This window comes from Halobacillus amylolyticus, from assembly GCF_022921115.1.
In the GTDB taxonomy this organism is placed as follows: domain Bacteria; phylum Bacillota; class Bacilli; order Bacillales; family Halobacillaceae; genus Halobacillus_A; species Halobacillus_A amylolyticus.
This window is the reverse complement of sequence record NZ_CP095075.1, coordinates 1,098,803-1,125,377: the sequence shown is the minus strand read 5'-3', so window position 1 is coordinate 1,125,377 and position 26,575 is coordinate 1,098,803. Positions and strand designations below refer to the sequence as shown.

The window sequence follows — 26,575 nt, the reverse complement described above, 5'->3', positions numbered from 1 at the left end:
ATAATGGTATCACTCTGTAGAAGGAACATTCAACAGCGAAAAACGTCTAGTTTTGCCGCTATGGAAAGAGGACCGAAGTTCGTTCAATAACCCAAGCCTCCATTCTTTTTATTTAGAAGAATTTTGATATAATGATCCTGTAAAATATTGTAGAATGGTGCTGGCTATCTGTGTCATTCGTCATATAATAACTAGCTAAATAAGACGGAATTTATAGGGGGAGAACATGAAAAAAGCATTATTATTATTATTTTCTATTGTATTCACTTTACTGGCAGGTTGTTCCGACCAACCAAATCCTGAAACGACCTTCAAGAATTACATGAAAGCATGGGAAAACCAGGAATATGAAAAGATGTATCAACTGCTTGGGGAGTCATCTCAGAAACAGATTACAAAAGATAAATTTGTCGAGCGATACCAGTCCATTTATCAAGGTATTCAGATGGATAAACTGTCCATTACATATAATTTACCTGATGAAGAGACCGAATATGAAAAGGGGGATACACCAAGCTTTGACTTTGATGTGAGTATGGAAACGCTGGCAGGGCCGATCGAGTTTTCGCATCAAGCCAATCTTACGTTTGAAGAAAATGATGAGTCGAAAGCGTGGGTGATGTACTGGGACCCTTCGATGATTTTCGCAGGAATGGAACAAGGGGATATCATTTCAGCTCAAGTCATCAAACCCGAACGAGGGGAAATATTTGATGTCAATGGTCAAGGACTTGCGGTTAACGGCACAGTAATAAGTGTTGGACTCGTTCCTGATTGGATGGAAGATGATCGTGAACAAGTAAAAGAGAAACTGGCCGAGCTGCTTAACCTATCTGTTGAACTTATCGACGAGAAGCTTAATCAGTCATGGGTGCAAGCAACTTCCTTCGTCCCACTCGTCTCTATTCCGAGAGATAACCAGGAGTTAATCGAAAAAATTCGTCCGTTGAAAGGTACGAAATTTCAGGAGAAAAGTGCCAGAGTATATCCTTTAGGAAAGGCAGCCGCCCACTTAACTGGCTATGTAGGATCCATTCAAGCTGATCAACTAAAAAAGCTAAAGGATAAAGGATATATTTCTACAAGTAAAATTGGTCATACTGGCCTTGAAAGTGTTCTTGAGGAAAAATTAAGAGGCACAGCTGGCGGGAAAGTTTCCATCGTTGACGCAGAAGGAAATCAGCGCGAAGTACTAGCTGAACAGGGAGCCGTAGACGGAGAAGATGTGAACCTTACGATCAATGCGGACGTGCAACAGTCCATTTATAATCAATTAAAGGGGGATGCTGGTTCATCAGCCGCCATTCACCCGCAAACAGGCCAGGTAAAAGCATTGGTTAGTACACCTGCCTATGACCCGAATGAATTTATTTTAGGGATGACATCGGAACGCTATTCTGAGCTTAAGAATAATCCACAAAAACCATTAACAAATCGATTTAATAGTACTTATGCTCCCGGATCAACGTTTAAGCCGATTACAGCAGCAATTGGTTTAGAAACAGGCACCATCGACCCATCGGAGGAAATGTCTATCCCTGAGCGCTCATTCAGTAAAGAAGGCTGGGGCGATTATTCTGTAACGCGAGTAGAAAGTGCCAATATCGATAAGAAAGTGACTCTTCGTGATGCACTGGTTCGTTCAGACAATATTTACTTTGCTCGTACCATTCTCGAAATTGGCGGGGAAGCCTTTTTGGAAGAAGCAAGTGATTTTGGATTTTCCGAAGACATTCCATTTACGTATCCAATCACTGCCTCCCAAATAACAGGTGAAGATGGATTTGGGAAAGAGATCGCATTGGCTGATACCGGATATGGTCAGGGCGAGGTTGAGATGAGTACATTGCATTTAGCTCTTACCTATACTCCGTTTATTACAAATGGAAAGCTTCTTGACCCGGTTATGATTAAGGGAGAAGAAGCAAGTGTTGCTTGGCAAGAAAATGTGGTGAGTGAAGACACAGCTACCATTCTTCGTGAGAATCTAACGGAAGTCGTGAATAACCCTGAAGGTTCAGGGTATGAGCCACAAATTGAAGGGTTAAGCCTTGCGGGTAAAACTGGGACAGCTGAGTTGAAGAAATCACAAGATGTTGAGGGGCAGGAGAATGGCTGGTTTATCGCATGGAACACTAATGATCCACGTCTACTCGTTTCGATGATGATTGAAGACGTAGAGGGCGGGAGTTCTTATGTTGTTCCAAAAGTGAAAAATGTATTTAAAGAACAGCTTCAGTAATTGATAAAACACCTGGTTTTACACTTTTATTAAGGAAATAAAACTAGGTGTTTTTCTTGAGGAAAAATCTGCTATAATAAAAGTACTAAACGTAAGGAGTTGATGTGTTATGGCAAATCTATTTGCAGGTATTCATAATTTAGTCCAATCATCAAATGGAGGACACAGCAACTCGTAATGTCCTCCCATCTACTAGGAGGAATTCGGTGAATCAATTTTTTATTCATGATTACTTTAAGAATCAAGTAGGGGAAACAGCTCTGATCGGGAGAATTACTCGTGCGGCTCAAGATATTTACACGGTTCGTACAGAAACGGACTCATATACTTCAACTGTTTCAGGTAAATTCCGTCATGATGCAGAGGTTTCCCATATATGGCCGGCTATTGGCGATTGGGTTGTGTATGAGCCGTATGATCAAGACAAAGCAAGAATCCACAAAGTGTTAAATAGACGTACGGTCTTATCCCGCAAAGCGGCTGGTACGGGAAATGATGAACAAATTATTGCTGCCAACGTTGATGCAGTATTCATTGTTACTTCCCTTGTTAAGGAATTTAATGTGCAACGAATTGAACGTTATGTGATGCAAGTGTATGAAAGTGGTGCGAGGCCAGCAATTGTCTGTACGAAACAGGATTTATGTGACGATGTCGTATCTAAGCTCGCCCAAATCGAACGTCATGCTCCAGGTATACCGGTTTACACTGTTAACAGTCTTGATGGAAGCGGAATAGATAAGTTGGAACAGGAACTGATTGCCGGGGAAACGATTTCCTTGATTGGGTCTTCAGGAGTAGGTAAATCAACACTTATCAATCGACTGTTAGGTGAGACAGTTCAGCAAACAGAACAAATAAGGGAAGAGGATGGACGCGGGCGTCACACGACAACACATCGAGAACTATTTTCGCTTCCCAATGGTACAGTCATTATCGATACCCCAGGCATGAGAGAGTTGCAGCTTTGGGGAGAAAGTACGAATGTCGATGCAGCCTTTTCGGATATTGAACAGTTAAGTTTGCAATGCAAGTTTCGTGATTGTTCCCATGACAAGGAGCCGGGCTGCGCTGTAATGAAAGCGATAGAAGCAGATGAACTAACACCCGATCGCTTAAAAAACTACAATAAAATGATCCGTGAAGTTGAACGATTAAACTTAAAGGATAAGTATGGAACACATCGAACCAATCGAATTCTTCACGGCCCCAATGCTAAAAAGATATGAATGCCAAAAGATATCAGCGCTTAATGCTGATATTTTTTTTTATACATGTTAAAGATTTAGACAGCCAGTATATATAATACTCAGACATTTATTATCTTGAGTATTTTTCTAAAGCAAAAGAAGGGAGTATTTATGATTGTAGGAATTATTATAAAGAATTTCATTCAAAATATGAGGAGGACTTCGGTTCCTTTTGTTTTTTTAATAACTTGAAATTTTTGTAAGAATAGATGCCCATCGCCTAGGTCATAATAAACGTTACAATGCTTAAAAGTTAGACAGACAAAGATGAATGTAAGCGGAGGAACTTATATGAATGAAAAAAAATGGGATCTTATTGCTTTAGCGTCTATACCATTAGTTATGACATTGGGTAATTCCATGTTGCTTCCCGTACTGCCTATGATCGAAAAGGAAATAGGAATTTCAGCTTTCCAGTCCAGTTTAATCATTACAGTGTACTCAGTTGTTGCTATATTACTGATCCCTATAGCTGGTTATTTGTCAGATAAAATCGGCAGAAAGAAAGTAATCATACCTAGTTTAATTATCACAGGGGCTGGTGGAATCGTTTCAGCTTATGCTGCATGGAAGATGGAAAATCCCTATATTATGATTTTAGTGGGCAGGTTTTTACAGGGGATTGGAGCATCTGGAGCTTTTCCTGTAGTTATCCCTACTGTAGGTGATATGTTCGACGATGAAAAACAAGTCAGTGAAGGATTAGGGCTGATTGAAACTTCAAATACTTTTGGTAAGGTTCTAAGCCCAGTATTTGGGGCGTTATTAGCTGTTATCATTTGGTTTATTCCGTTCGCCTCCATTCCTGTGTTATCCTTACTGTCAATCTTATTAGTATGGAAGTTTGTGAAGGTGCCAAAGAACGAAGACGAACAGAAGAAAACTCGTTTTTCAGATTTTAAGAAATCAATAAAAAAAGTATTCCATGATAACGGTCGATGGGTGATATCGATCTTTGTTATTGGATGCATAAATATGTTTGTGTTATTTGGATTTTTATTTCACCTATCTTCCTTACTAGAGGATGAATATAATGTGACAGGTGTTTACAAGGGATTGCTGTTAGGGATTCCATTATTGTTCCTTTGCATTGCTTCTTATATTAGCGGTAAGAAAATTGGTGAAAATAAAGTTGTCATGAAATGGGCCATCGTCATCGGGAATGCGGCCGCTGCCGCCTCGCTATTTTTCATAAAACATGACGCGAATTTGGTCATGCTGATTGTGTTATTATCAGTTGCTGGAATTGGGATTGGCTTATCCTTGCCTGGACTAGATGCGTTAATTACCGAGGGTGTAGAAAAAGAGGTTAGAGGAACAGTCACTTCACTCTATAGCAGTATGAGGTTTCTAGGAGTTGCGACTGGTCCTCCGGTGATTGCCATTTTAATGGAAAGGTATCCCGACGTGTTATATATAAGTTTAGCTTGTTTAAGTATTCTAGCTGTGTTAGTAACACTATTTGCGGTACGACCTTCTTCTGAAAAAAAATCTCAAGTGTCAGTTGAACATTAAAAAAGCTTACGTTTAAGGAAAGTGGAACCGATCATTTTATGTATATTAGGAAGATCATAGCGATATTGATATTAAACGACATGCACTCAGTTTAGCTAGTAAAGAACGATTAGGAAAGGACATCGTCCCCATAGACGGTGTCTTTTTATTGGATAATAAATGGTAGTTTAGTCGCACAATGTCGACTACAATCACAAATTTCTGACTATTAAAATGGTTCATACTATTCTTTTATTTATTACTAGAATCCTCTAAAATAGAAACAGACTATATTAAGGAGGAGTTTATTTGAAGAAAAAGAATGTATTACCAGTGGCTGTTCTATCATCTGCTCTGTTCGTAGGCGCTTTTGCCCCAATGCAGGCTCATGCTGTACAACCTGAGGGCACCCCTCAAGTTTCAACTCAATCGATGGCAGAAAAGTTTCAGAAGTCTAAGGGAAACAAACCGATATTTGTCGTAGAAAAACAAGCTGAAAAGCAAAACGCTAGTAACGCTGCTGCTGCGGTCAGTCATCTGAAAAAGAATCAGGAAAAATATAAGATTAAAAATCCAAAGTCAAGCTTCAAACCGGGTCAAGTCAAGAAAGATGATCTAGGTATGACGCATGTGAACCTTCAGCAGACAAAAAATGGTGTTCCTGTCGAAGGTAGTGAAGTTATCGTTCATTATGACGAGGAAAATACTGTTCAATCGGTGAGTGGTCATTTCAACCACTCCGTTGAGGAAGCAAGCATCTCTACTGAACCAACCCTTTCTAAAACAGAAGCCCTTAATAAAGCGAAGAATGTGGTGGATGCTCCGGAGAACTTGAGTTACACTCCTTCAAGTGAGCTTGTTATTTATCCATATAATGATACCAACCAGCTCGCTTATAAGGTGAATGTTAATTTCCTTGGCAAGAATCCTGGTAACTGGTTTGTCTTTGTAGATGCTAAAAGTGGACAAGTGATTGATAAATATAATGCTTTGATGCATGCGAATGGATTTAGGTCTGCAACCGCTTCTGGCATAGGTGTATTGGGTGACCATAGAAAACTACATATCACCCATAAGAATGATAAGACAGATAACCTTAAAGGGACACAATTTTATTTATATGACAATTCCCATGAGGATCTAGACGGAATCTATACGTATGATATGAAAAACCAATGGGGAGGAGATTTACAGCTTCCTGGAGTGCTCTACTCTAATAAAAGCGCTTCTTTCAAAGATGATTATGATCGAGCCGCTGTAGATGCTCATTATAATTCAGAGCAAGTATATGAGTATTTTCTCGAGGAGCATGATAGAAACTCGTTAGATGATAAAGGAATGGCGATTAAATCATCTGTCCACTACGGACAAGATTACAATAATGCCTTTTGGAATGGTGAGCAAATGACATATGGGGATGGAGACGGTGACTTTTTCATCTCGCTTTCAGCCGGTCTTGACGTGGCTGCCCATGAAATGACCCATGGAGTGACAACTCACACTGCGAATTTAAGATATCGCTTCCAATCAGGTGCACTTAATGAAGCCTTCTCAGACATATTTGGTGCCCTAGTCGATGAAGAGGATTGGGAAATTGGGGAAGACATTATGGGTGAAGAAGCAAGGCAATCGGGCAGAACTTCCCTCCGTAGTTTAAGTAATCCCGACAAGTACGCTGTAGGAGCAGAATATGTGCCATATGGAGATGGCAGTGGCATGTATCCAACACATATGGATGAATATTATGACCTTCCACTTAGCTTGGATAATGGTGGTGTTCATATCAACTCCTCCATTATCAACCACGCTGCTTACCTTACAGGTGAGCAGATTGGTAAGGACAAGCTTGGGCAAATTTATTACCGTGCACTTACGGTGTACTTGACACCGACTTCTGATTTCAGTCATGCAAGAAAAGCCCTGATTCAATCGGCTGTCGACATCTATGGTGAAGGCAGTGCCGAAGCAGAAGCAACAGAAAGTGGACTAAATCAAGTGGGAATAACAGAATAACTATAAAAAGCAACTTCCGTAATAAGGAGGTTGCTTTTTTCAGGTTTAGCTAATAAACGTATAAACCTCAAAGACACTTTTTTCATAATGTACGATGAGGTGAGAAATATGAAAAAAGTAATTTTATTTGCTGATACAGGTATCGATGACGCTATTGCTTTAATTTACGCGCTGAATAATCCCCAAATAGATCTTCTGGGAGTGGTTAGCGGATATGGAAATATAGAAAGGGAAAAGGCGTACCGAAATGTAGAATATTTATTAGAACTAGCCGGTTGGACAGATATTCCAGTCATCTCAGGTGCTACAAGGCCTCTTAATGGGGAGGATCCAGTTTTTTTCCCTAATATTCATGGTGTTGAAGGATTAGGTCCAATTCAGCCACCTATCCCTGAAGAACGATATGCCAACCGCACAAATTTCAGAAAGCTGTTCCGTTTAATAAAAAAGAATCCAGGAGAAATAACAATCGTGAACGTTGGCCGTTGTACATCCCTGGCTATGGCCTGGTATTTGAGCCCTGAAGTAATGGGGGATGTGAAGGAAACTTTCGTGATGGGTGGTGCTTTTCTCGTTCCCGGAAATGCTACGGAGGTCGCTGAGGCGAACTTTTTCGGTGATGCCACTGCGGCAAATTTCATTTGTCAAAATGTCGCTAGTTTAACGATTATTCCGTTAAACGTGACAAGAGAAGCCTTATTAACCCCAAATGAAGTTGATTTCATTGCGGCCCGTGCCAATACCCGTTTAGAAAAAATAATCGACCCTATCCTTGACTTTTACTATGAAGTGTATCAAGAACAAGAGCCAGGTATCGAGGGGACTCCTCAGCATGATTTGGCTGCTTTGATGGCCGCTTTAGATCTCCCTGGGTTGTTTACGTATAAAAAAAGAAAGGTTCGTGTCCAGCATGAAGAAAGCTATGCAAATGGTTTAAGTATCGCCGACTTCCGTCCAGGGACAACGAATTGTTCCGGAGAAGGCTGTTCCCGAATAGCTATGGAACTTGATCGGACCGAGTTTGTGAAACAAGTAATGAAAGTTCTAGCTAAGAAAAGATAGATCGGAAATAATGCAAAAAAAATAACACACCCTTTGTGGTGTATCATTGTTGAATGTTTAATTTATTAAGTGGTTGCCTAACCTGGAGGATAGTATTAAATTTAGACTAAGTATTTTCAACTAGAAAAAAACTGTCGATTTCTAAGTGGAAAATAAAGGAATAGTTATTTTTCACCAATACAAATTTATCAATTTTCGAAAAATTGGAAAAATATCGCATCTCTTTTCATTCTTGTGATATACTCAAATCGCAAGTCCTATCTCAGAATGAGTTCATCCTCTTATAGGGAGGTGGTAACTGTGAGTCCGTTTGAAGCGATAAGCCTCATGTTGAGCTTTGGAATGCTGATAGCGGTAGTGGTACACAAAAAGCAGTAATATTTGTAACGAACTCATTCTGCACTCATCCAAGGTGCCCCAACACCTTGGATTTTTTTATTTCCATTTACGATTATATCGTTAAATTCTCTCGAGAGCAAGATAATGATTTTTTTAATGCTAAGACTGTTGATTTAGACACATATCTTTAGGTTATTTCTTATGTGTTCGATGTATACTTTTTATTTTTAAATAAATGAAAAAGTTTTTATCCTTGTTTGGTTTGATCTTGAATAGAATCACTTCGTGGAAGTAATGATGATACTGTTGAAACATTCAGTAACTATTTCGTAATGAAAACTTAAGTTTAACAAGTTCACACAAGGTAATTATAGTAGTAGCAAAATATTTCCATGTTGTTCCTAAATACCTTGAAGGATGGTGGTTTGATGAAAGGAATCATACTGGCAGGGGGAAGTGGAACAAGGCTGTCTCCAAGTACGAATTGCATAAATAAACATTTGTTAGCTGTTTATGACAAGCCTATGATTTATTACCCTTTATCAATTTTAATGCTTTCGGGGATTAAAGAGATCATGATTATAAGCACGCCAGAAGATATTTCGAGGTTTGAAAAATTACTAGGTGACGGGTCTTCACTCGGGATCTCGCTTCATTACAAATCGCAAGAGGAGCCAAATGGTATTCCAGAGGCGTTCATCGTCGGGGAAGAGTTTATTGGGAAGGATAATGTCACGTTAATACTTGGCGACAACATTTTTTACGGGCAAGGATTAACAAATATCCTAAGAAAAGCTGTCCGGAATCATAAGGGCGCCACTATTTTTGGGTACAGGGTAAAGGATCCAAGCAGGTTCGGTGTCGTGGAATTCGATGAAGAACGAAAGGTAGTTTCGATCGAGGAGAAGCCAGAAGATCCGAAGTCTGATTTTGCGGTAACTGGTTTATATGTCTATGACAATCGTGTAGTCAAAATCGCAAAGAAACTCAATTTCTCTGCCCGGGGGGAACTTGAAATTACTGATGTGAACAAAAAATATCTAGAAGACGGTCAGCTGGGTGTCGAGCTGCTGGGAAGAGGGTTTGCATGGCTTGATGCAGGTACACATGAATCGTTGTTCGAGTCCTCAGAGTTCATCAAGAATATTGAACAGCGTCAAGGCTTTAAAATTGCCTGTATTGAGGAAATAGCTTTTTACATGGGCTATATTTCGAAGCATCAATTGTATGAAGCGGGTGAATCGATGAAAAAGAATGATTATGGTCAATATTTGATGGAAATAGCCAATCGGAAGCATGTTCAGCAGTACTGGGACAAAATCGACCAGAACCCAGGGTTAGGATTGATAGAAAATGAGTAAGAATCCAGCACTCTTAATAACTGGAGGGGCCGGATTCATCGGCTCCAACTTTATCACTTATTATTTGAAAAAATATCCAGGTCGTCAGCTTGTCAATATAGATAAGCTGACATATGCGGGAAGCCGAGAAAACCTGATGGAAGTTGAAAATATGGACACATACCACTTCGTCCATGGAGATGTCTCAGACGAAGCTTTAGTAAGGAATGTTTTTAATGAATTCGATATTGAAGGTGTTGTCCATTTCGCCGCTGAATCACATGTAGACAAATCCATTGCTGATTCCAAACCCTTTATCTTAACAAATGTACTAGGAACGGGTGTGTTACTGGAAGCTGCTAGGAAGGATTGGGAGAAAAAAGGGCTTCTGTCTAAGCGCCGGTTTCATCACATTTCGACTGATGAAGTCTATGGCTCATTAGGAGGTAAGGGGAAGTTCACCGAACATACTCCTTACAATCCTAGTAACCCGTATAGTGCTTCTAAGGCAGGAGCAAATATGCTCGTTAAGAGTTATTACACCACATATGGGATGAATGTGGTCCTATCGAGCAGTTCGAATAACTATGGGCCAAGGCAGCATGATGAAAAACTGCTTCCCACAATCATCCGAAAAGCTCTGTCACTTGAACCTATTCCCATTTATGGTGACGGAATGAATGTTAGGGATTGGTTGTATGTGGGGGATCATTGTGAAGCGATTGACATGGTCTTTCATAAAGGAAAAGCTGGTGAGAGTTATAATGTCGGGGTGGGAATGAAAAAACGAACATTGAACTCACCAAATTTATTTGTGAACAACTTAATCAAATGAAACCGCAACTTTTAAGTGGAACAGACATACAGAGCTACGAGGAATTAATAACTTTTGTGGATGACCGACTGGGACACGATAAGAGGTATGCAGTGGATGATTCGAAGATCCGGAACCAAATCGGCTGGATGTCTAGGATCTCCTTTGGTGAAGGCCTGAAGAAAACACTAGATTGGTATGTGCATAAATGGGAGGAAGTCGTGCAATGATTTCTGTCGTTGTCCCTGTCTATGGGTGTCAAACGTGCCTGTACGAACTGTGCAGGCGTATCAATCAAACAATGGAAAGTATATCTTCAGATTATGAAATCCTACTTATTAATGATTGCAGTCCAGACCAATCGTGGGAGACGATTCAAAAATTAAGTGAAGAGGACAACCATATCAGAGGCTTTGATATGGCCAGGAATTTTGGTCAACACCGGGCTATTACAGCTGGGCTTGACCACACGCAGGGTGATTTCATCGTTGTGATGGATTGCGACTTGCAGGATCAGCCCGAGGAAATCGAGAAATTGTATGAGAAAGCTTTAGAGGGTTATGAGGTTGTTTTCGGCACACGCGTAGTTCGACAGGATGGTTTCTTTAAACGTCTGTCTTCTAAATTATTTTATAAAGTCTATGATTATCTTACTGATCGTTCCTCCGATTATACGATTGCTAATTTTAGTATTTGTTCAAGGAATGTCATTGACAGTTATAGAAAGATGAGAGAACAGACCCGTTTCTTTCCGTTATTCATCAAATGGATGGGGTTTAAAACGACCAGTATCCCTGTAGATCATGGAAAAAGGGTTGAAGGCAAATCATCATACAATCTAAAGAAGATGGTCAGGTTAGCAACAGATGTGATTATCTCTCAGTCTAACAAACCGTTAAGATTGTCGATTCAATTTGGCTTTTTAGTCTCTTTTGTTTCATTCATTTATGGAATCTATTTGATACTCAGATACTTTTTCTTATCCCAGCCTGTCCCTGGATGGACAAGTGTGATGGTTTCTCTCTATTTTATAGCAGGGTTGATTTTTTTTAATTTTGGAGTGTTGGGATTATATCTCGGAAAGGTATTTAATGAAACGAAAGGACGTCCGTTATACATCATTAGGGACGTAACTGATAAGAAACGAGATGAGGTGATAGGATGACATATTACTTGAAAGAGACACCCTGGGATAAACGTACACTTAACATAGATACTTATGAGCTAACTTCCTTAGATGTGGAAGCATTCCAGGAGACGATGGATAGAGACGGTCATTTTACAGTGAAAGTGGATCCTTTTTTCGATAAAAAAGTGTTAAGAGAGTACGGATTTTATTACGCTGACACTTTGCTTGAGCCGAGATGCAGATCGGGTGAGCTGAAGGTGTTTGAAAAGGAAGGAGTCACACTTGATTCGAATGGAGATAAGCAAGTGATTCTAGATATTGCTGAACATGCTTTTGTTCATGGCCGCTTCCATAGAGATTTTCATATCCCGAACGAGCTGGCTGATTTAAGGTATGTACGATGGCTTGAGGACTTATATGATCAAAACCAGGTTTATTTCCTGTATTATCAAGGCGATCTGACTGGCTTCTTCGGTTTTGACAGCAATAAGGTCTTGTTGTTAGGGATAGGCAAGGAGTTTACAGGTTTGGGACTAGCTAAACCGTTTCTGAGCAGTGGTTGTCTAAAGATGTTGTCATTAGGATATGAAGAGCTAACTACTTCTATTTCGGCAATTAACTTGTCTTCACTGAATCTTTTCCAGTCTCTCGGCTTTAAGTTGAAACGTTCAGTGGATGTCTATCACAAATTGAATGGGAAAGCATTGACGGAGTGACATAATGGGCTATTTATATATTTTCGGCACGATATTATTTACTGTTTACGGACAACTTATCCTGAAATGGCGGATTGAGAAGTACGGTAGCCTTCCACCATTAGTAAAGGATAAAATACTATTCTTACTGCAGTTGTTAGTAGACCCTTTGATCTTATCAGGGTTTCTTTCTGCTTTTGTAGCCTCAATATTTTGGATGGGGGCTATGACAAAATTTGATATTAGTTATGCTTATCCGTTCATGAGTCTCTCATTTGTTCTTGTATTTATACTTTCTGTGTTTCTTTTTCAAGAGCCTGTTACATTATATAAAGTGATCGGACTATCGTTCATCGTAGTAGGAATTATGATAACAAGCCAATCAGTGTGAGGTGATTTCCTGTGATTCCATTTAATAAACCGTGTGTCATTGGTAAGGAAATAGACTATATTCAAGAAGCGATTCATCACAATCGAAAGCTTTCGGGGAATGGACCGTTTGGGGAAAAGTGTAAAGCCTGGCTTGAAGAGCATTTATTATGCCAGAAAGCCTTACTAACCCCATCATGTACACATGCTCTTGAGATGGCTGCCTTATTACTTAACATAAAAGAGGGGGATGAAATCATCATGCCCTCGTACACATTCGTTTCAACAGCGAATGCCTTTGTGTTACGAGGGGCGCACATCACATTTGTAGATGTCGATCCGACTGTGATGAATATAGACCCTGAATTGATCGAAGATGCGATTACTCCTAGGACAAAGGCTATTGTAGTCGTACATTATGCTGGTGTTGCCTGTGACATGGAACAGATTATGGAGATGGCAGAACGTCATCAATTATTTGTCATAGAAGATGCTGCTCAGGCCCTATTGAGCACATATAAAGGAAAACCGCTTGGAACCTTTGGGCACTTCGGTACGTTAAGTTTTCATGAAACGAAGAATTATACTTGTGGGGAAGGCGGCGCCTTGCTGATCAATGATCCAAAATATGTTGAGCGTGCTGAAATCCTTCAAGAAAAAGGAACGAATCGGTCACAATTTAAAAGGGGGCAGGTTGATAAGTATACGTGGCATGATGTCGGCTCCTCCTTTCTGTTAAGTGAATTGAATGCTGCTTATTTATATGCCCAGCTTGAGGAAGCTTGGACTATTTTTGAAGATCGCATCGAGACATGGAATCGGTATAGTGAAAAACTTTCCTCTCTTGTGGAAGAAGACTTGGTTAGTACACAACACATACCAGAGGGTTGTCAGCATAATGCCCACATGTTTTATATAAAGTTGAGAACAGAGTCTGTGCGTTCTGATATAATTTCTTACTTAAAGGAACAGGACATTATGGCGGTGCCTCATTATGAACCATTACACTCTTCTCAAGCTGGGAGAGTCTATGGCGGCTTATCGGGAATCGATCATTTTACGACATCAGAAGCGGAGCGGTTATTACGGTTACCTTTATACTTTGGGATGGAGAAAGAGGTCGTCAATCATGTGGTCCACCATATTGAGAACTTTTTCAAAAAATAAATGGATTGTCCTTGGCTGCTTAATCATCGTAGCGTACCTCATGCCTTATTACATTCTTGGTAAAGACACTCACATTCGGGTTCACGACAATTTGGACTCAAACATTGTCTGGTACAAGATATTAGCAGAAAGCGGACAGATCTTTGCCCCCCCGGGAACGACATTGCCCTATGCCATCAATGGCCTGCCTCGCAGTGCTCTATCGTCAAGTTTGGATGTAATGGTATGGCTTTACGTATGGTTTGAACCATTCACGGCCTACACAATAAATCAAACCATTATGCGGTTTGTAGGCTTTTTTGGTATGTATGGGTTACTCCGTTTCTTTTTCCAAGCAAGAGAGGGGGTAGAAAAACTTCAGTTCATAGCTATAGGTGTATCAGTCGGCTTTGCACTTTTGCCTTTTTGGCCTTCTGGAGCACTATCAATAGCAGGGTTGCCTTTAGCCTTATTAGCGTTTCTGAACATCCGCAAGTTCGGGAGAAATACACCCAAGTTATACTGGATTATTATCGTATTACTTCCGTTTCACTCAAGTTTAATATTAAGCTTTGTATTCTTTCTAGCATTGATGGGTTTATTGTGGATGGTCGACTGGTTCAGAACAAAACGTATCAACATTGCTTTTTTAGTGGCGCTCGTCCTGATGGGATCGATTTACCTAATTAAGAACTACCTCATCATTGTATCCATGTTCTTCAGTGAAGGATTTACCTCTCACCGTGAAGAATTTGACTTAGGACATAACAGCCTAGCTGGTACAATTCGTCTGTTTAATGAAAATTTCATTTTTGCTCATACCCATGACATGAGTTTGCATCAGCAAGTGATCCTTCCAGCAGTAATCCTGGCAGTGTTTATTGCTATTTATAAAAAAATTAAACCTAACCAGCTTGCTTTTGCTATGACGATGAATTTCCTTTTGTCGCTCTGGTATGCTTTTTGGTACTGGGAAGGATTTAGAGTACTAAAAGATGAGTCAATGCTTCTCAATACATTTAATTTCAGCCGTATCCATTTTCTACATCCTTTGTTCTGGTACATGGCGTTTGGTTTTGCATTGGCGATTATTTGGAAACACTTAAAACTTGGTAAACCGCTTGCCATCGTACTTATGGTCATTCAAATCGCAATCGTATTTGATTTGAATGAAGAGGAAAAATACAGTGAAATCGGCACACCGACGTTCGAAGAATTTTATTCGCAAGATCTTTTCAATAATATAAAGGAATACATCGGTTTAGACACTTCTGAATATCAAGTGGTAAGTGTGGCTATGCATCCGACCATCGCCCAATATAATGGCATGCATACATTAGATACCTATAATACTACCTATCCATTATCCTATAAGCATAAATTCCGCAAGATCATCGCACCAGAACTAGAAAAAAATCAAACCCTTGAATCCTACTTTGATACGTGGGGCGGTAGGCTTTATATGTATGTTTCCGAGTTAGGGAAGGATTATTTATTCAGCAAGAATAGTGATGAGGTAATTGAGCAGCTTGACATCAATACTGCACAATTGCAACAAATGGGTGGAGATTATGTATTATCAGCCCTCCCCATTGAGAATCATGAAAATATAGGTCTCGAATTTGAAAAAGCATTCCAAAATGCATCCTCTCCTTGGAAGATTTATTTGTATAAAGTTGAGATCTAAGGGAGAAAGTTCAGGGGAGGGGTAGGATACCTGTTATAATGAGGGGGAAACATTGACGAAGGAGGATATTATGGAAGATTTATTACAATTAAGAGGTAAATACATTGTCATAATGGGAGTAGCCAATCAAAGAAGTATTGCGTGGGGTGTGGCTAAATCATTAGATAAAGCAGGGGCAAAATTAATTTTTACATATAGGAAGGAACGGTCTTATAAGAAGTTAGTGAAGCTGTTAGAAGACAATAACTTAGAAGCAGAGTTTGTCCTGCAATGTGATGTAAATGAGGATGAGAGTATTCAGCAGGCTTTTGCGCAAATCGGTGAGAAAGCAGGGGTGATTCATGGTCTTGTACATTCTGTCGCTTCTGCACCTACAGAGGATTTAAAGGGGGCCTTTATTGATACATCGAGAAGTGGATTTGCTGCTGCGCAAGACTCAAGCTCCTATTCTTTAGTTGCTGTTACAAAGGCTGCTCGCCCGTTAATGAGAGAAGGGGGCGCGATTATTGCGATGAGCTACTTAGGTGCGGAGCGAGTCGTTGGTGGTTACAATGTAATGGGTGTAGCGAAAGCTTCTCTCGAGGCATCTGTGAAGTATCTAGCTTCAGAAGTGGGAGCAGACCAAATTCGAGTGAATGCCATTTCTGCAGGTGCGATTCGAACCATTTCTGCAAAAGGTGTTCCCTCTTTCAATCAAATTCTTCATCAAATTGAGGAAACCTCTCCGTTAAAAAGAAACGTCACTCAAGAAGATATTGGTGATATGAGTGTGGCCATGCTCAGTGCCTTGTCAAGAGGTGTAACAGGTGAAATCGTCTATGTCGATTCAGGGTACAATATATTAGGATAATGAAAGAAAGACGCCCTCCTCTAATGGAATTGGCGTCTTTTAACATTCTGAATAAGAGGCTATTTCATATGGTTCGTTTATCCACCTTCTTTCCGGGATCTTTCATTTATTTCATAGGCTGCCCTTATCCCTGATTCTATTGCACCTTCCACCCAGCCATGAAAGGAAGAGGTATGTTCTCCGGCAAAATGAAGCCGCCCTTCAGGTGTGCTTATGTAATCACCAAAATTTACGACCTGATGTGGGGAGAACAAGGTAAAGCATCCTGCTGAAAAAGGATTTTGAGCCCAATCAAAAGCAAACGCTTGATAATATTCTTGATAAACGATGTTGCCATAAATTTTAGCTAAGTCTTTAAGAACATAGGAAATCAAACTTGATTCTGTTAAACTGGTCCACAATGAAGCGTTGTTACCCCAACTGTAACTGCCAAGCAATACTGCAGGACCGAAGCGCCCCTTATTGTGGCTTGGGATGTAGGTGAACATTGTGGGAAGGTCCGTTATGATGTTGCCTACTTTCATCCGCTCCCAAAAGCGATGTTTAAATTCAATGGCGATTTTCACTGCGGGAATATTGGGCAGGGTTCTAATCGCTTGCCACTTCTTAAAGGAGATAGAATCATAGGGTTCTACATCAACAAATTGGAAGACTGAAAAAGGCATAGTAATAATACTGTAATCACCCGAAAAAAACTTTGGCTCCTGTGTCAAAGGGTTCACTGTACTTAGTGTAACACCGGACGTCGTTTGCTTAATCTTTCTCACTTTGTGGTTGTAAAGAATGTCAGAGTGAAGTTCAGAAAGGAAAGATAAGGGAAGCTGATCATTCCCGCCTGTGATTTCATAGAAGTTCGTGTCCTTATTAAAGATTGGATAAATGATATCCGTTAAAATATCAACAAAGGAGAACTCGGGGAACCCTTCAATCCCGAGAAGAACCATAATCATTCGAATAGCATTAGATGAAAGGGAAGGGCCTAATGGATTATTTTCTAGATAGTCCCTCATAGAGTAAGAGGCATACTGTTTTTTTAACCGTCCCTGCTCTTCAGGGGAACTGCTTTGATACCTTTCAATAAAAGGATTGACGGCAGATAAAAATAACTCCGATGCGGTTTTGCCCTTTTCCCATTCTTCTAAAGGAAATTGTAAGACCTCAGGATATTGTTCATAGTGTTTACGTGTAGTAAGTATGTTGTTTACAAAAATCAAATCAAGTGGAGAGCTATTTATAAAAGGATTAATTGGAAGCCTAAAACGTTTGATATATTCACATACAAGAGCATGTGTGCCAGGAATGCGCATAGCGCCAAGCTCAATGTAATTCCCTTGGGTGAATGGCTGTCTTAAGGTAAATACTCTACCGCCTATCCGGTCATTCCCCTCAAGCACAGTTACATGATGACCGGCCCTCTTGAGTAAGGAAGCAGAGACTAGCCCAGACATTCCTGCTCCGGCTATTATTACCTTTTTAGGTGTTTTAGCCAACTGTAATCCATCTCTAATAATGTTTACCATTCCTTCAGGATATGTAAGTTGTTCCTCGCTTCTACTGTTCATATAACTTCCTCCTTTTCCCATATTACGTGGTTTTATGGAGGCATATGTCTGTATAAGAGGTTATTCAAAAAATGACCAAATGATAAGAGGCGAATCTCTTCGTTAGCTTGCTTTTGAAGAGCGTGTGCCCCTGCGTCTACGAGCCTATTCAAAGAAGTAAATTCCTTTGTGATATTCGAATTAATGGAAAATTCCCTTCGTGCTCAAAGCTACGCCGCCTCCACCTTCTTTGTTCTAATTTGGCAACTTTTTGAACACTCACTATAATGAACAAGCAAGGGATTTTAATCATGATAGAAATCGAGGTGCAAGAAGCAATGGAAAATTGGCTGCTCTCCATTATTAATGAGTATGGTTACATAGGCATCTTTGTATTAATAGCATTAGAAAATATTTTCCCGCCGATTCCCTCTGAAGTCATTTTAACGTTCAGTGGTTTTGTGACGACCTCCACACATTTATCGATCTTTGGTGTGGTGATCTGCTCAACTTTAGGTTCGATTACAGGTGCTGTTGCATTATACAGGGTTGGATTGTTGCTTGATGTGGAACGGATGGAAAAGATAGTTGATAAATGGGGCAAAGTTCTTCGTCTGACCCGTAGAGATATTCATAAAGCGGATGCCTGGTTTGATAAATATGGTCCTTGGACAGTGTTTTTATGTAGATTTGTTCCATTAATTAGAAGTCTCATTTCAATTCCTGCAGGGATGTCGAATATGAATTTTACTGCTTTCTTTGTTCTTACGACATTAGGTACATTAATTTGGAATACTGTCCTTATTTGGATCGGAGCCTCTGTTGGAGATTCTTGGCATAGCATTCTTACATACATGGATATATACTCATCCGTTGTTTATATCATTTTAGCAGTCGCAGTGGCGACGACCGTATATTGGTACTTCAAAAAAATAAGCAACAGATAAACAGAGAGGATGGCATCGTAAAAGTGTCTCCTTCTATGTTTACTTACCAAAACTCTATACTGATACCGTCCTCTAGTCACTTGATGAATTTTCCTGTTTACGTTCGGTTACGTATGCATAGACGAATACAGTGATATGTCTTATAATCGGTACGGAAGCTTTTATACATATTAAAATATAAAAGGAGAGAAGTCACGTGAGTAAAACATTAATATTTGGCCACAAGAATCCAGATACAGATACGATTAGTTCAGCGATCGTATATGCTGACTTGAAAAATAAGCTTGGTTTAGAAGTTGAAGCAGTCCGTTTAGGGGAAGTGGGCGGTGAAACCCAATTTGCACTAGATAAGTTCAATGTGGATGCCCCCCGCTTAGTAGAAACCGTTTCAGATGAAGTGGAGCATGTTATCCTGGTGGACCATAACGAGCGCCAACAAAGTGTTGCGGACATTGATGAGGTACAGGTTCTTGAAGTCATTGACCATCATCGAATTGCTAACTTCGAAACAAAAGGACCTCTTTATTACCGTGCAGAGCCTGTCGGGTGTACGGCAACAATTCTTAATAAATTGTATAAAGAAAACAATCAAGAAGTCAGCCAGCAGATGGCTGGGTTAATGCTATCCGCCATCATTTCTGACTCCTTGCTTTTTAAATCGCCTACGTGTACAGAGCAAGATGTACAAGCAGCGAGGGAATTGGCGGAAATCGCTCATGTGGATGCAGAAGAGTATGGCCTTGAAATGCTTAAAGCCGGAGCGGATATTAGTGATAAATCTGCCGATCAGTTGATTTCACTTGATGCGAAAGAGTTTGCGATGGGTGAGGCTAAAGTAGAGATCGCGCAAGTAAATACAGTTGATACGGATGAAGTTCTCGCGCGTAAAGCTGACATTGAACAAGCAATTGAAGCTGTTGTTTCTGAAAAAGAACTTGACCTATTCTTATTTGTGATTACTGATATCCTCACAAATAATTCAACCGTTATGGCTATCGGAGAAAAAATGGGTGTTGTTGCCGAAGCATTTGAAGTTCCCTTGGAAGGAAACCAGGCTGTTCTTGAAGGCGTTGTTTCACGCAAAAAACAAATCGTACCACCGCTTAATCAAAAATTTCTATAAAACAAAAAAAGATCCGCATTTCATTTAATGTGGATCTTTTTTGTTAACATATAGCTCACCTGAGTCATTCAATGCAAAAACTGTGACATTTTTTTAGTTTAATAATTGCCATTCTTCCCGAAGAACCCCCATTCGAATGGAGTCATAATAATTACCTTCATAAATACGGCACTTTCTCATGCGGCCTTCGAGCTTCATTCCTAACTTTTCCCCAACACGCATCATTCTTTGATTTTTCGACCATGTCGTTAACCCGATACGGGCTAATGGAAGGTTGTTGAATAAATGATCAATCCATAGGGTAAGGGATTCCGTTCCATAACCGCCACTCCAATACGCAGACGAATAGATCCCGATTCCAACTTCAAGCCAAAGGGATGGTTTATGTTCCCAATAATAGGTGACCGTACCAATAATGGTTCCTTTTACTTCAATGATTAGTCGTGAATCAGGCTCATTTTGTTTTAGTCTTTCTTTCCTGGCATTTTCATGACTTCGGTAGCTTTCTAATGTATGTGGTTCTAAAGGATAGTAAGGAGCATCCCATTTTTTCCATTCAGGCTCTTCTTCACCATAGATCAACTCCCAAAGAATAGGGATATCTGCATCAGTGATACTTCTTAGTGTGACAAGTTTACCTTCTATATGTACATTTGTAACAGTCATTTTGCAAGCCACCTTTCTTACATAGCTTCTTCTATCCTATCACAGCTAGTTAGGGGAACGAAGGTTTTAGGATTAAATGGAAGGGGAAGGCTTACTAATAGCTGATCTACATAATAGAGGATGATTTTATGTTAAAGGTTTATGGTTATTCAAATAAAAATGGGTGGCAGATTGGGAGCTCACTTGATACAATCATGCAAGATGAATTGGACTGGTATTGGGTGGATTTTGCATCTCCATCAGAGGAGGAAATAAAACTTCTGCATACATTCTTTCATTTTCACCCCTTGGCGATTGAAGATTGTATGCATGATTTGCAACGACCGAAATTGGATTACTATGAGGATCATACCTTTTTTGTTATTCATTCAGTGGAGAGCAACGATCTAGACAAGCATGAAATCGATGTATTTCTTGGCGGTGAGTTTATTGTTACCTACCATAAGCAACCATCTAAAGTTGTTCAGACAGTAGAGGGTATGATACAGCAGAATAAAAACCAACAGCAGTCACTGGATGAATACTATGTGCTTTATCAGTTACTGGATAAAGCGGTAGACAATTATTTTCCAATTGTTTATGAGATAGAAGATCATATTAATGAGATAGAAGATAATACGAAAAGCCTATCAATGGAACAATTGTTAGAAGAGTTATTTGATCGTCGGGGCGAACTAATGCAACTAAGACAAACGGTTCACCCAATGAGGGATTTGCTCTATCGGATGTTAAATACTCATCATTTAGACGGAGTTCATGAAAGAAAAGAATACTTTACTGATATTTATGACCATCTGCTAAAAGTCGCAGAAATGGTGGCATCTAATCGGGAAATGACGCAGGATATTAGGGACAGCTACTTATCATTAAATTCACATCAAACCAACCGTACTATGCAGATTTTAACCGTTATCTCAGTTATATTTATGCCCCTGACCTTTATCGTCGGCGTTTACGGAATGAATTTTGTTTACATGCCTGAGCTCAATGCCAAATATGGCTACTTTGTTGTCTGGGCGGTAATGATTACCATGGCAGTCGGAATGTTTATTTGGTTCAAGAAAAAGGGCTGGTTTGACTAATTCAAGGGATAAAGAACTCACGTGAGAGACAAAAACACGAGTTTAGTCACTATGGTGAAGGAAGATAATGTCCTATTTGAGGAATCTCAGATAACGTAAGGAAAGTGAGCAAAAAGGCAGCCTGTTTTGGCGCTTTTTTGCTTATTTTCGCTACAGCTGAAACTTTCACGGGTTATATTTCGTATGAAGGGGACGAGATTTTAACAAGGGACTAGAGGAGAGTAACCCAATGGATATTAAAACTCGCTCAGGAGAATTTCTGTTATTTTTAATGGTTGGAATGGCTTTGTTAATCGAAAGCCAAGTTTCAATGTTGTTTGAATATCATTGGCTTTTCAGCATTTGTATAAGTGTTCCTGTGGTTATACTACTAACTAAAACTTATAACTATTTAAATAAAAAAGATCAAACCTCTCCAAGGAGATAAAAGTGTTCTATAAAAATGTGTCTCCTAGCGTTTTTTCTATAAATGGATGTCGAACATTAATTGGAGGGAAATTGAGAGAAGGAGGTAATGACTCTGTTTGAGACAAACATATTGGATTCTTATGCCACCTTTTTTAATTGTTGCTCTGGCATTATTCACCTATCTCCCAGATGATTACAGGTATTATTCGTTCTTCGTAATTATTATGTTTTGGATTGTGTACCATGTTTTGAACTATTATCATGTCAAAAAAATTAGTTATTGATTCATTCAATTACAAATTATCTTTCTTTTAAGACATTCTGTAGCAATAATAAGTCGTTTGCTTTCGTTGTGTTTGTTTAAATTGGAAATGGGGTGGATTTTATGTCTAAGCATAACGAGGCTCGAACCCAGCCGTATAATGATGTAATGGAACACAAGCAAAGGGTGGAAGGTTATCCAAATGGAACAGGTGGACGAATGCCGCTACTGATAAGGTTAATAGGTTATCTCATATTTGGAGGTATCTTCCTCATGATGATCATTGCTGTTTTTGCGGCGATTTTCCTTGATTAATCGTTTCTTTCCTCAAAAGAATGTTTTAAAACAAAAGTACCTCAAAGAGAGATTGGAGGTTGGAGTATGTCAACAAGTGTTTGGATACTATTAGGCATCGTAGCACTTTTTGCATTACCAATTTTGTTCGGGATGGTACGTGATTATCTTGGTTTCAATAGCAATAAATTCTATGGTGATGAAGCGAATAAGAATAAGGTGGGCTCAAGAGGTGAGACTTACGAAAAAAGTTCCCTTCGTGCTGAGGTAACTAGAAATCAGGTTAATGGGGGAAGCGGTGACAACGGAGGTGATCAGTAGTATTTTTTAATCCGGGTTCTTTTTAGAGTCTCGGACTTTTTTCAGTCTAAAGACGTAGAAATATTCACTCTGATGGCCGTTATGGAAAGGTATAACTCTTTTTATAATTGAGGTATCAATAATAAAGGAGTGGATATCGATGTTGAATGAATTCGAGATTTCTATCCTGATAGACGAACGCCGTCCAAGATAGTCGGTAATGATTACTCCTCTCGTGAACTTAGTACGGGGGAGCTTTTGAAATCACCTACGTATTTTAGGGTGTGTATTCTTTGGCATAGCTCAATTTTTAAATAACTGTGGTTATTGTTGTTCTAGAAGCTTAAGGCTAGACAGAAGACTGTTAAATACACACAGGTGAAGGGAAAAAGGTGCCGATAATCGGCACCTTTTCTGATAGAATTATTTGAGTATATCGTGGTCAACGTAACGTTCACCGTTTAATTCACTGATTACATTTATGGCGACTCTTGCGCCGTCACCTGCAGTAACGATTGTATGTACACTGACACCAGCAACCGTTCCTGCTGCCCATACCTTAGGTTTTCCTGTATGACCACGCTCGTCAACTTTAATAACTTTCGCTACTCTAGGCTCTTTGCCGTCGTTAATCGTTAAACCGAATTGTTCGGCAGCTTTAGCAGACATGCCTGTTGCAAAAATGATATGGTCGGCATTATAAGCATTTTGATCTGTGTTCAGAGTGTAAAGTTCGGCTTCCTGTTTAATGGACTCAACCTCTGCGGTCACAATCTCTGCTCCAAATTTAGCTGCCTGATCTTGACCAGTCTTAAGTAGCTGAGGTCCTTCTACTTCATTGACTCCATAATGGTTTTCGACCCAGGCTTTGGCCGTAATGCTTTTTCCACTATCGAACATAATTACTTTCTTGCCGGCTTTAGCGGCAAATAATGCTGCACTTGCACCCGCTGGACCTGCACCAATTATAGCGATATCATACATGCAATCTACTCTCCTTTTGTTTAAGTGTTTTAAGAGGAAGTTCAAAAATGATAAAGTGAAACTTCCATCAGTGGGGTTTTCCCTGAGGTTCGTTGAGGCCTACACGACGTGGGTCACACAGACGTTGCCGCAGGACGTGGCGCTTAGTCTGTGTTCCTTAATAATCGGACATTTACGGACAGTTAACCCCTCGATTAGCTTTTTATTTTCACGATGATATCTTTGGGGTTTAACTGACCGTTAATGAGGGTAAAACGGCGAATTTCTTCGTTGCTAGGTTTTTCCGGTCCTCACGTATGAAAGACATACGGCTTGCGGTCCTCAAAACTTTCGCACCTCGAACTTCTAGCGACGCACAGGGCGTGCTAGAGGCGACTTTGTCACAGGAGGTGACAATCTTTGTTGACGTTCTCATTCGTCAACTTTTTGAACACACACTTTAAGTATAACCAAAAGTTCTTTTCACGAATATCTTATAGAAATATACGATGATTATGTGCCAGAAATTCCTGTATCAAACCTCTTAAACGGTTATCGATGCACAATGATTAATTTGAGAAGATGTATAGTTTGTCCGACAGCTAATCTCATTAACAGACTCCTGACATTCTTTTTGAATAGCTTCAAATGCCTTGTTCACATCTTCGCCATCTATAATCAACAATGCGGGTTTATCGATATCAAACAATAGGAAAAAGGACAATAACTTCGGCAAATGTCCTGCGTCTGCGATGTAGTTGTTTTGGCGTAAATAAACAGTATAATCATGTTTCGTAGCTTGTTTGTATAGATTCATAATCTGGCTAGTATTCAGTGAACGATTAAAATGAATATCGTATGAGGATAAATGGTTCATACTATTCACCTCCAGGTATTCTGTGGTGTTATAACATTACCCTCGCTGAGTAGTTATAAACATTTAGTGGGAGGAACTGTTAGTTTCTAGTGTTCATAAATCATTTTACGAGTCATTCCACCATCAACTATAATATTTTCTCCCGTAACAAAATCGTTGGCTTCATCTGTTAAATAGAAGCAGGCTTTAGCTATATCATCTGGTGTGCCGACACGTCCTGCTAAGTGTTGATTATGATCGACTGGTCTAAGCTGATCGTAATGGTCTGTCTGGATCCAGCCGGGGCTAATTGAGTTTACACGTATACTTGTTTCCGCAAGTGAGGCAGCTAGTGCGTGTGTAATAGCTGTAATGCCGCCTTTACTAGCCGCATAGCCTTCAGAATTCGGTTCAGACATGAAGGCTCTCGTAGAAGCCATATTAACAATTCGACCGGGGATCTGGTTTGCTTTCCATCTTTCGGCAGTATATTTAGAGAAAAGGAACACACTGCGTAAATTTGTGTTGATAAGCTGATCCCATTCTTTTACTTCCAAGTCGAACAATGACTTAAACTCGCTGGCCCCTGCATTATTTATAAGTATAGTAATTTCTAAAGATTTCTCATCAAGTTGTTGGAACAAATGTTCAATATCAGTGACTTGAGACACATCACATTTAAAAAAGTAGCCCTGTTGTCCTTTTTCACGTATTTCTCCGAGCAATTGTCTGCCATGTTCTTCATCGATATCACACATGACTACCGTTGCACCTTCGTCTGCATAGGATAATGCTAAGCCTCTTCCTATCCCATTGCTTGCTCCCGTTATAAGAATTGTTTCTTTATTAAAATTCATCGCTTTGCCTCCTCTGTGTAGTAATTTCCTCTTTTATTGTTTGCCTAAACCCCTGTTTCATATGTTTCCTATGGATCCGTACTTGAGATGCAGGGTAAGTCATGCTATATTAATTTTTAATATTGGAGGCGGATATCATGGCAAGAGTTACTCTAGTAGAAGTGTTTAATCATCGAATTACTCAAAAATATTTGCAGCGATCCGGCATCCACCATGCTGTTACGGTAGCCGAAAACGCTCTGCAACTGGCTGTGAAAGCAGATGTATCGCAAGATCTTGCAACGAAATCGGCTCTCCTTCACGATATGGGTCATTATGAATGGTATCGGGATGGGAAGTGGGATTATGAAGAATATAGAAAGCACGACATACACGCGATTAAAGGGGCAGAAAGAGCTCATAAATTATTAATTAGGCTAGGGGAAGATCGTTTGGTGGCTAAGAAAGTTTCCCTGGCTGTTTTGCTTCATACAGATAGCTATTTACCTTTCGAATTAAATGACAAGAGAACGGATTTGCAGGATGTCGTTGCCGAGGCGGATGCATTAGACGAACAGCCTGGAGGAAAGCATCATTATAAGGAAATGGATCCTAGTGAAGCGGTTAGACGTCTTCACGTACTAGACGCGGAAATAGGGCGAATAAGCTATAAAGCGGATCATTAAATCAAAACAAGATAATTAATGTAACATTTTTCAGAAAAGTGCTTTACTTTTGGTAGAACTTTCTATATAATTTCCAGTGTAAGAAAAAATTCTCAGAAAGCGAGGTCGATTCCAATGAAAACCATGATTCTAGTACAACTTCAATTCAATTGTATACGGTCGACCTGCGCTAACAAACTAT

The 26,575-nt window shown here is 39.8% G+C and carries 26 protein-coding genes; 21 read left to right on the top strand and 5 right to left on the bottom strand.

The window, feature by feature from the left end; all coding sequences use genetic code 11:
* Nucleotides 1–226: 226 nt before the first annotated feature.
* The 14 genes from MUO15_RS05955 to fabI all read left to right on the top strand — a co-directional run bounded on the left by MUO15_RS05955 (nt 227) and on the right by fabI (nt 16,430).
* Nucleotides 227–2,242, top strand: a complete 2,016-nt coding sequence (locus MUO15_RS05955; protein WP_245034329.1) for a penicillin-binding transpeptidase domain-containing protein — start codon at nt 227–229, stop codon at nt 2,240–2,242.
* A 206-nt stretch (nt 2,243–2,448) separates the two neighbouring features.
* Nucleotides 2,449–3,471, top strand: coding sequence for a ribosome small subunit-dependent GTPase A (rsgA, locus tag MUO15_RS05950; RefSeq protein WP_245034327.1), 1,023 nt, complete (start codon nt 2,449–2,451; stop codon nt 3,469–3,471).
* Between the two features lie 312 nt (nt 3,472–3,783).
* The gene (locus MUO15_RS05945; protein WP_245034325.1) at nt 3,784–5,007 is read left to right on the top strand and encodes a bacillibactin exporter BcbE; all 1,224 of its coding nucleotides are present in this window, start codon (nt 3,784–3,786) and stop codon (nt 5,005–5,007) included.
* A gap of 288 nt (nt 5,008–5,295) precedes the next feature.
* Nucleotides 5,296–6,999 (top strand): M4 family metallopeptidase, encoded by a 1,704-nt coding sequence (locus tag MUO15_RS05940; protein ID WP_245034323.1) that lies wholly within the window; start codon nt 5,296–5,298, stop codon nt 6,997–6,999.
* Nucleotides 7,000–7,107: 108 nt separating this feature from the next.
* The gene (locus tag MUO15_RS05935; protein ID WP_245034321.1) at nt 7,108–8,061 is read left to right on the top strand and encodes a nucleoside hydrolase; all 954 of its coding nucleotides are present in this window, start codon (nt 7,108–7,110) and stop codon (nt 8,059–8,061) included.
* 267 nt (nt 8,062–8,328) lie between these two features.
* Nucleotides 8,329–8,439 (top strand): putative holin-like toxin, encoded by a 111-nt coding sequence (locus MUO15_RS22105; protein WP_396266322.1) that lies wholly within the window; start codon nt 8,329–8,331, stop codon nt 8,437–8,439.
* Nucleotides 8,440–8,828: 389 nt separating this feature from the next.
* Complete coding sequence (rfbA, locus tag MUO15_RS05930) at nt 8,829–9,761, top strand: glucose-1-phosphate thymidylyltransferase RfbA (RefSeq protein ID WP_245034319.1); 933 nt, start codon at nt 8,829–8,831, stop codon at nt 9,759–9,761.
* Nucleotides 9,754–10,575, top strand: coding sequence for a dTDP-glucose 4,6-dehydratase (locus MUO15_RS05925; RefSeq protein WP_318036197.1), 822 nt, complete (start codon nt 9,754–9,756; stop codon nt 10,573–10,575). The genes rfbA and MUO15_RS05925 overlap by 8 nt, the downstream gene beginning before the upstream one ends.
* Before the next feature lie 205 nt (nt 10,576–10,780).
* Complete coding sequence (locus tag MUO15_RS05920; RefSeq protein ID WP_245034317.1) at nt 10,781–11,719, top strand: glycosyltransferase family 2 protein; 939 nt, start codon at nt 10,781–10,783, stop codon at nt 11,717–11,719.
* Nucleotides 11,716–12,399 carry a GNAT family N-acetyltransferase gene (locus MUO15_RS05915; RefSeq protein WP_245034315.1) on the top strand — a complete coding sequence of 228 codons (684 nt, stop codon included), beginning with the start codon at nt 11,716–11,718 and terminating at the stop codon, nt 12,397–12,399. The genes MUO15_RS05920 and MUO15_RS05915 overlap by 4 nt, the downstream gene beginning before the upstream one ends.
* A 4-nt stretch (nt 12,400–12,403) precedes the next feature.
* Nucleotides 12,404–12,769 (top strand): EamA family transporter, encoded by a 366-nt coding sequence (locus MUO15_RS05910; protein ID WP_245034313.1) that lies wholly within the window; start codon nt 12,404–12,406, stop codon nt 12,767–12,769.
* Between the two features lie 11 nt (nt 12,770–12,780).
* Nucleotides 12,781–13,914, top strand: a complete 1,134-nt coding sequence (rffA, locus tag MUO15_RS05905; protein ID WP_245034311.1) for a dTDP-4-amino-4,6-dideoxygalactose transaminase — start codon at nt 12,781–12,783, stop codon at nt 13,912–13,914.
* Nucleotides 13,877–15,580 (top strand): DUF6044 family protein, encoded by a 1,704-nt coding sequence (locus MUO15_RS05900; RefSeq protein WP_245034309.1) that lies wholly within the window; start codon nt 13,877–13,879, stop codon nt 15,578–15,580. The genes rffA and MUO15_RS05900 overlap by 38 nt, the downstream gene beginning before the upstream one ends.
* 70 nt (nt 15,581–15,650) lie before the next feature.
* A complete protein-coding gene (fabI, locus tag MUO15_RS05895; protein ID WP_245034307.1) occupies nt 15,651–16,430 on the top strand; it encodes an enoyl-ACP reductase FabI in 780 nt (259 codons plus the stop codon).
* Nucleotides 16,431–16,507: 77 nt separating this feature from the next.
* On the opposite strand, the gene MUO15_RS05890 is transcribed toward fabI, so the two are convergent.
* On the bottom strand, nt 16,508–17,992 hold the full coding sequence (locus MUO15_RS05890; protein WP_245034305.1) for a flavin monoamine oxidase family protein: 1,485 nt from the start codon (nt 17,990–17,992) through the stop codon (nt 16,508–16,510).
* 317 nt (nt 17,993–18,309) lie between these two features.
* On the opposite strand from MUO15_RS05890, the gene MUO15_RS05885 reads away from it, so the two are divergent.
* Nucleotides 18,310–18,918 (top strand): DedA family protein, encoded by a 609-nt coding sequence (locus tag MUO15_RS05885; RefSeq protein ID WP_245035872.1) that lies wholly within the window; start codon nt 18,310–18,312, stop codon nt 18,916–18,918.
* Between the two features lie 196 nt (nt 18,919–19,114).
* Entirely contained in the window at nt 19,115–20,041 is a 927-nt protein-coding gene (locus MUO15_RS05880) for a manganese-dependent inorganic pyrophosphatase (protein ID WP_245034303.1), read from the top strand.
* Nucleotides 20,042–20,134: 93 nt separating this feature from the next.
* Here MUO15_RS05880 and MUO15_RS05875 read toward each other — a convergent pair whose 3' ends face one another.
* Complete coding sequence (locus MUO15_RS05875; RefSeq protein ID WP_245034301.1) at nt 20,135–20,707, bottom strand: GNAT family N-acetyltransferase; 573 nt, start codon at nt 20,705–20,707, stop codon at nt 20,135–20,137.
* 128 nt (nt 20,708–20,835) lie between these two features.
* Here MUO15_RS05875 and corA point away from each other — a divergent pair, with 128 nt between their 5' ends.
* From corA to MUO15_RS05855, 4 genes are all read left to right on the top strand, one after another.
* Complete coding sequence (corA, locus tag MUO15_RS05870) at nt 20,836–21,789, top strand: magnesium/cobalt transporter CorA (protein ID WP_245034299.1); 954 nt, start codon at nt 20,836–20,838, stop codon at nt 21,787–21,789.
* 229 nt (nt 21,790–22,018) lie between these two features.
* A complete protein-coding gene (locus MUO15_RS05865) occupies nt 22,019–22,216 on the top strand; it encodes a hypothetical protein (protein WP_245034297.1) in 198 nt (65 codons plus the stop codon).
* 366 nt (nt 22,217–22,582) lie between these two features.
* On the top strand, nt 22,583–22,774 hold the full coding sequence (locus MUO15_RS05860; RefSeq protein ID WP_245034295.1) for a hypothetical protein: 192 nt from the start codon (nt 22,583–22,585) through the stop codon (nt 22,772–22,774).
* A gap of 66 nt (nt 22,775–22,840) precedes the next feature.
* Nucleotides 22,841–23,074 carry a hypothetical protein gene (locus tag MUO15_RS05855; protein ID WP_245034293.1) on the top strand — a complete coding sequence of 78 codons (234 nt, stop codon included), beginning with the start codon at nt 22,841–22,843 and terminating at the stop codon, nt 23,072–23,074.
* Nucleotides 23,075–23,476: 402 nt separating this feature from the next.
* Here MUO15_RS05855 and MUO15_RS05850 read toward each other — a convergent pair whose 3' ends face one another.
* The 3 genes from MUO15_RS05850 to MUO15_RS05840 all read right to left on the bottom strand — a co-directional run bounded on the left by MUO15_RS05850 (nt 23,477) and on the right by MUO15_RS05840 (nt 25,729).
* Nucleotides 23,477–24,037, bottom strand: coding sequence for an FAD-dependent oxidoreductase (locus tag MUO15_RS05850; protein WP_245034291.1), 561 nt, complete (start codon nt 24,035–24,037; stop codon nt 23,477–23,479).
* A gap of 523 nt (nt 24,038–24,560) precedes the next feature.
* Complete coding sequence (locus MUO15_RS05845; RefSeq protein WP_245034289.1) at nt 24,561–24,893, bottom strand: hypothetical protein; 333 nt, start codon at nt 24,891–24,893, stop codon at nt 24,561–24,563.
* Between the two features lie 86 nt (nt 24,894–24,979).
* Nucleotides 24,980–25,729: an SDR family NAD(P)-dependent oxidoreductase gene (locus tag MUO15_RS05840; protein WP_245034287.1), complete on the bottom strand. Its 750-nt coding sequence runs from the start codon at nt 25,727–25,729 to the stop codon at nt 24,980–24,982.
* A gap of 137 nt (nt 25,730–25,866) precedes the next feature.
* Between MUO15_RS05840 and MUO15_RS05835 the strand changes: the two genes are divergently transcribed.
* A complete protein-coding gene (locus MUO15_RS05835) occupies nt 25,867–26,394 on the top strand; it encodes an HD domain-containing protein (protein ID WP_245034285.1) in 528 nt (175 codons plus the stop codon).
* The last annotated feature ends 181 nt before the right edge of the window (nt 26,395–26,575 follow it).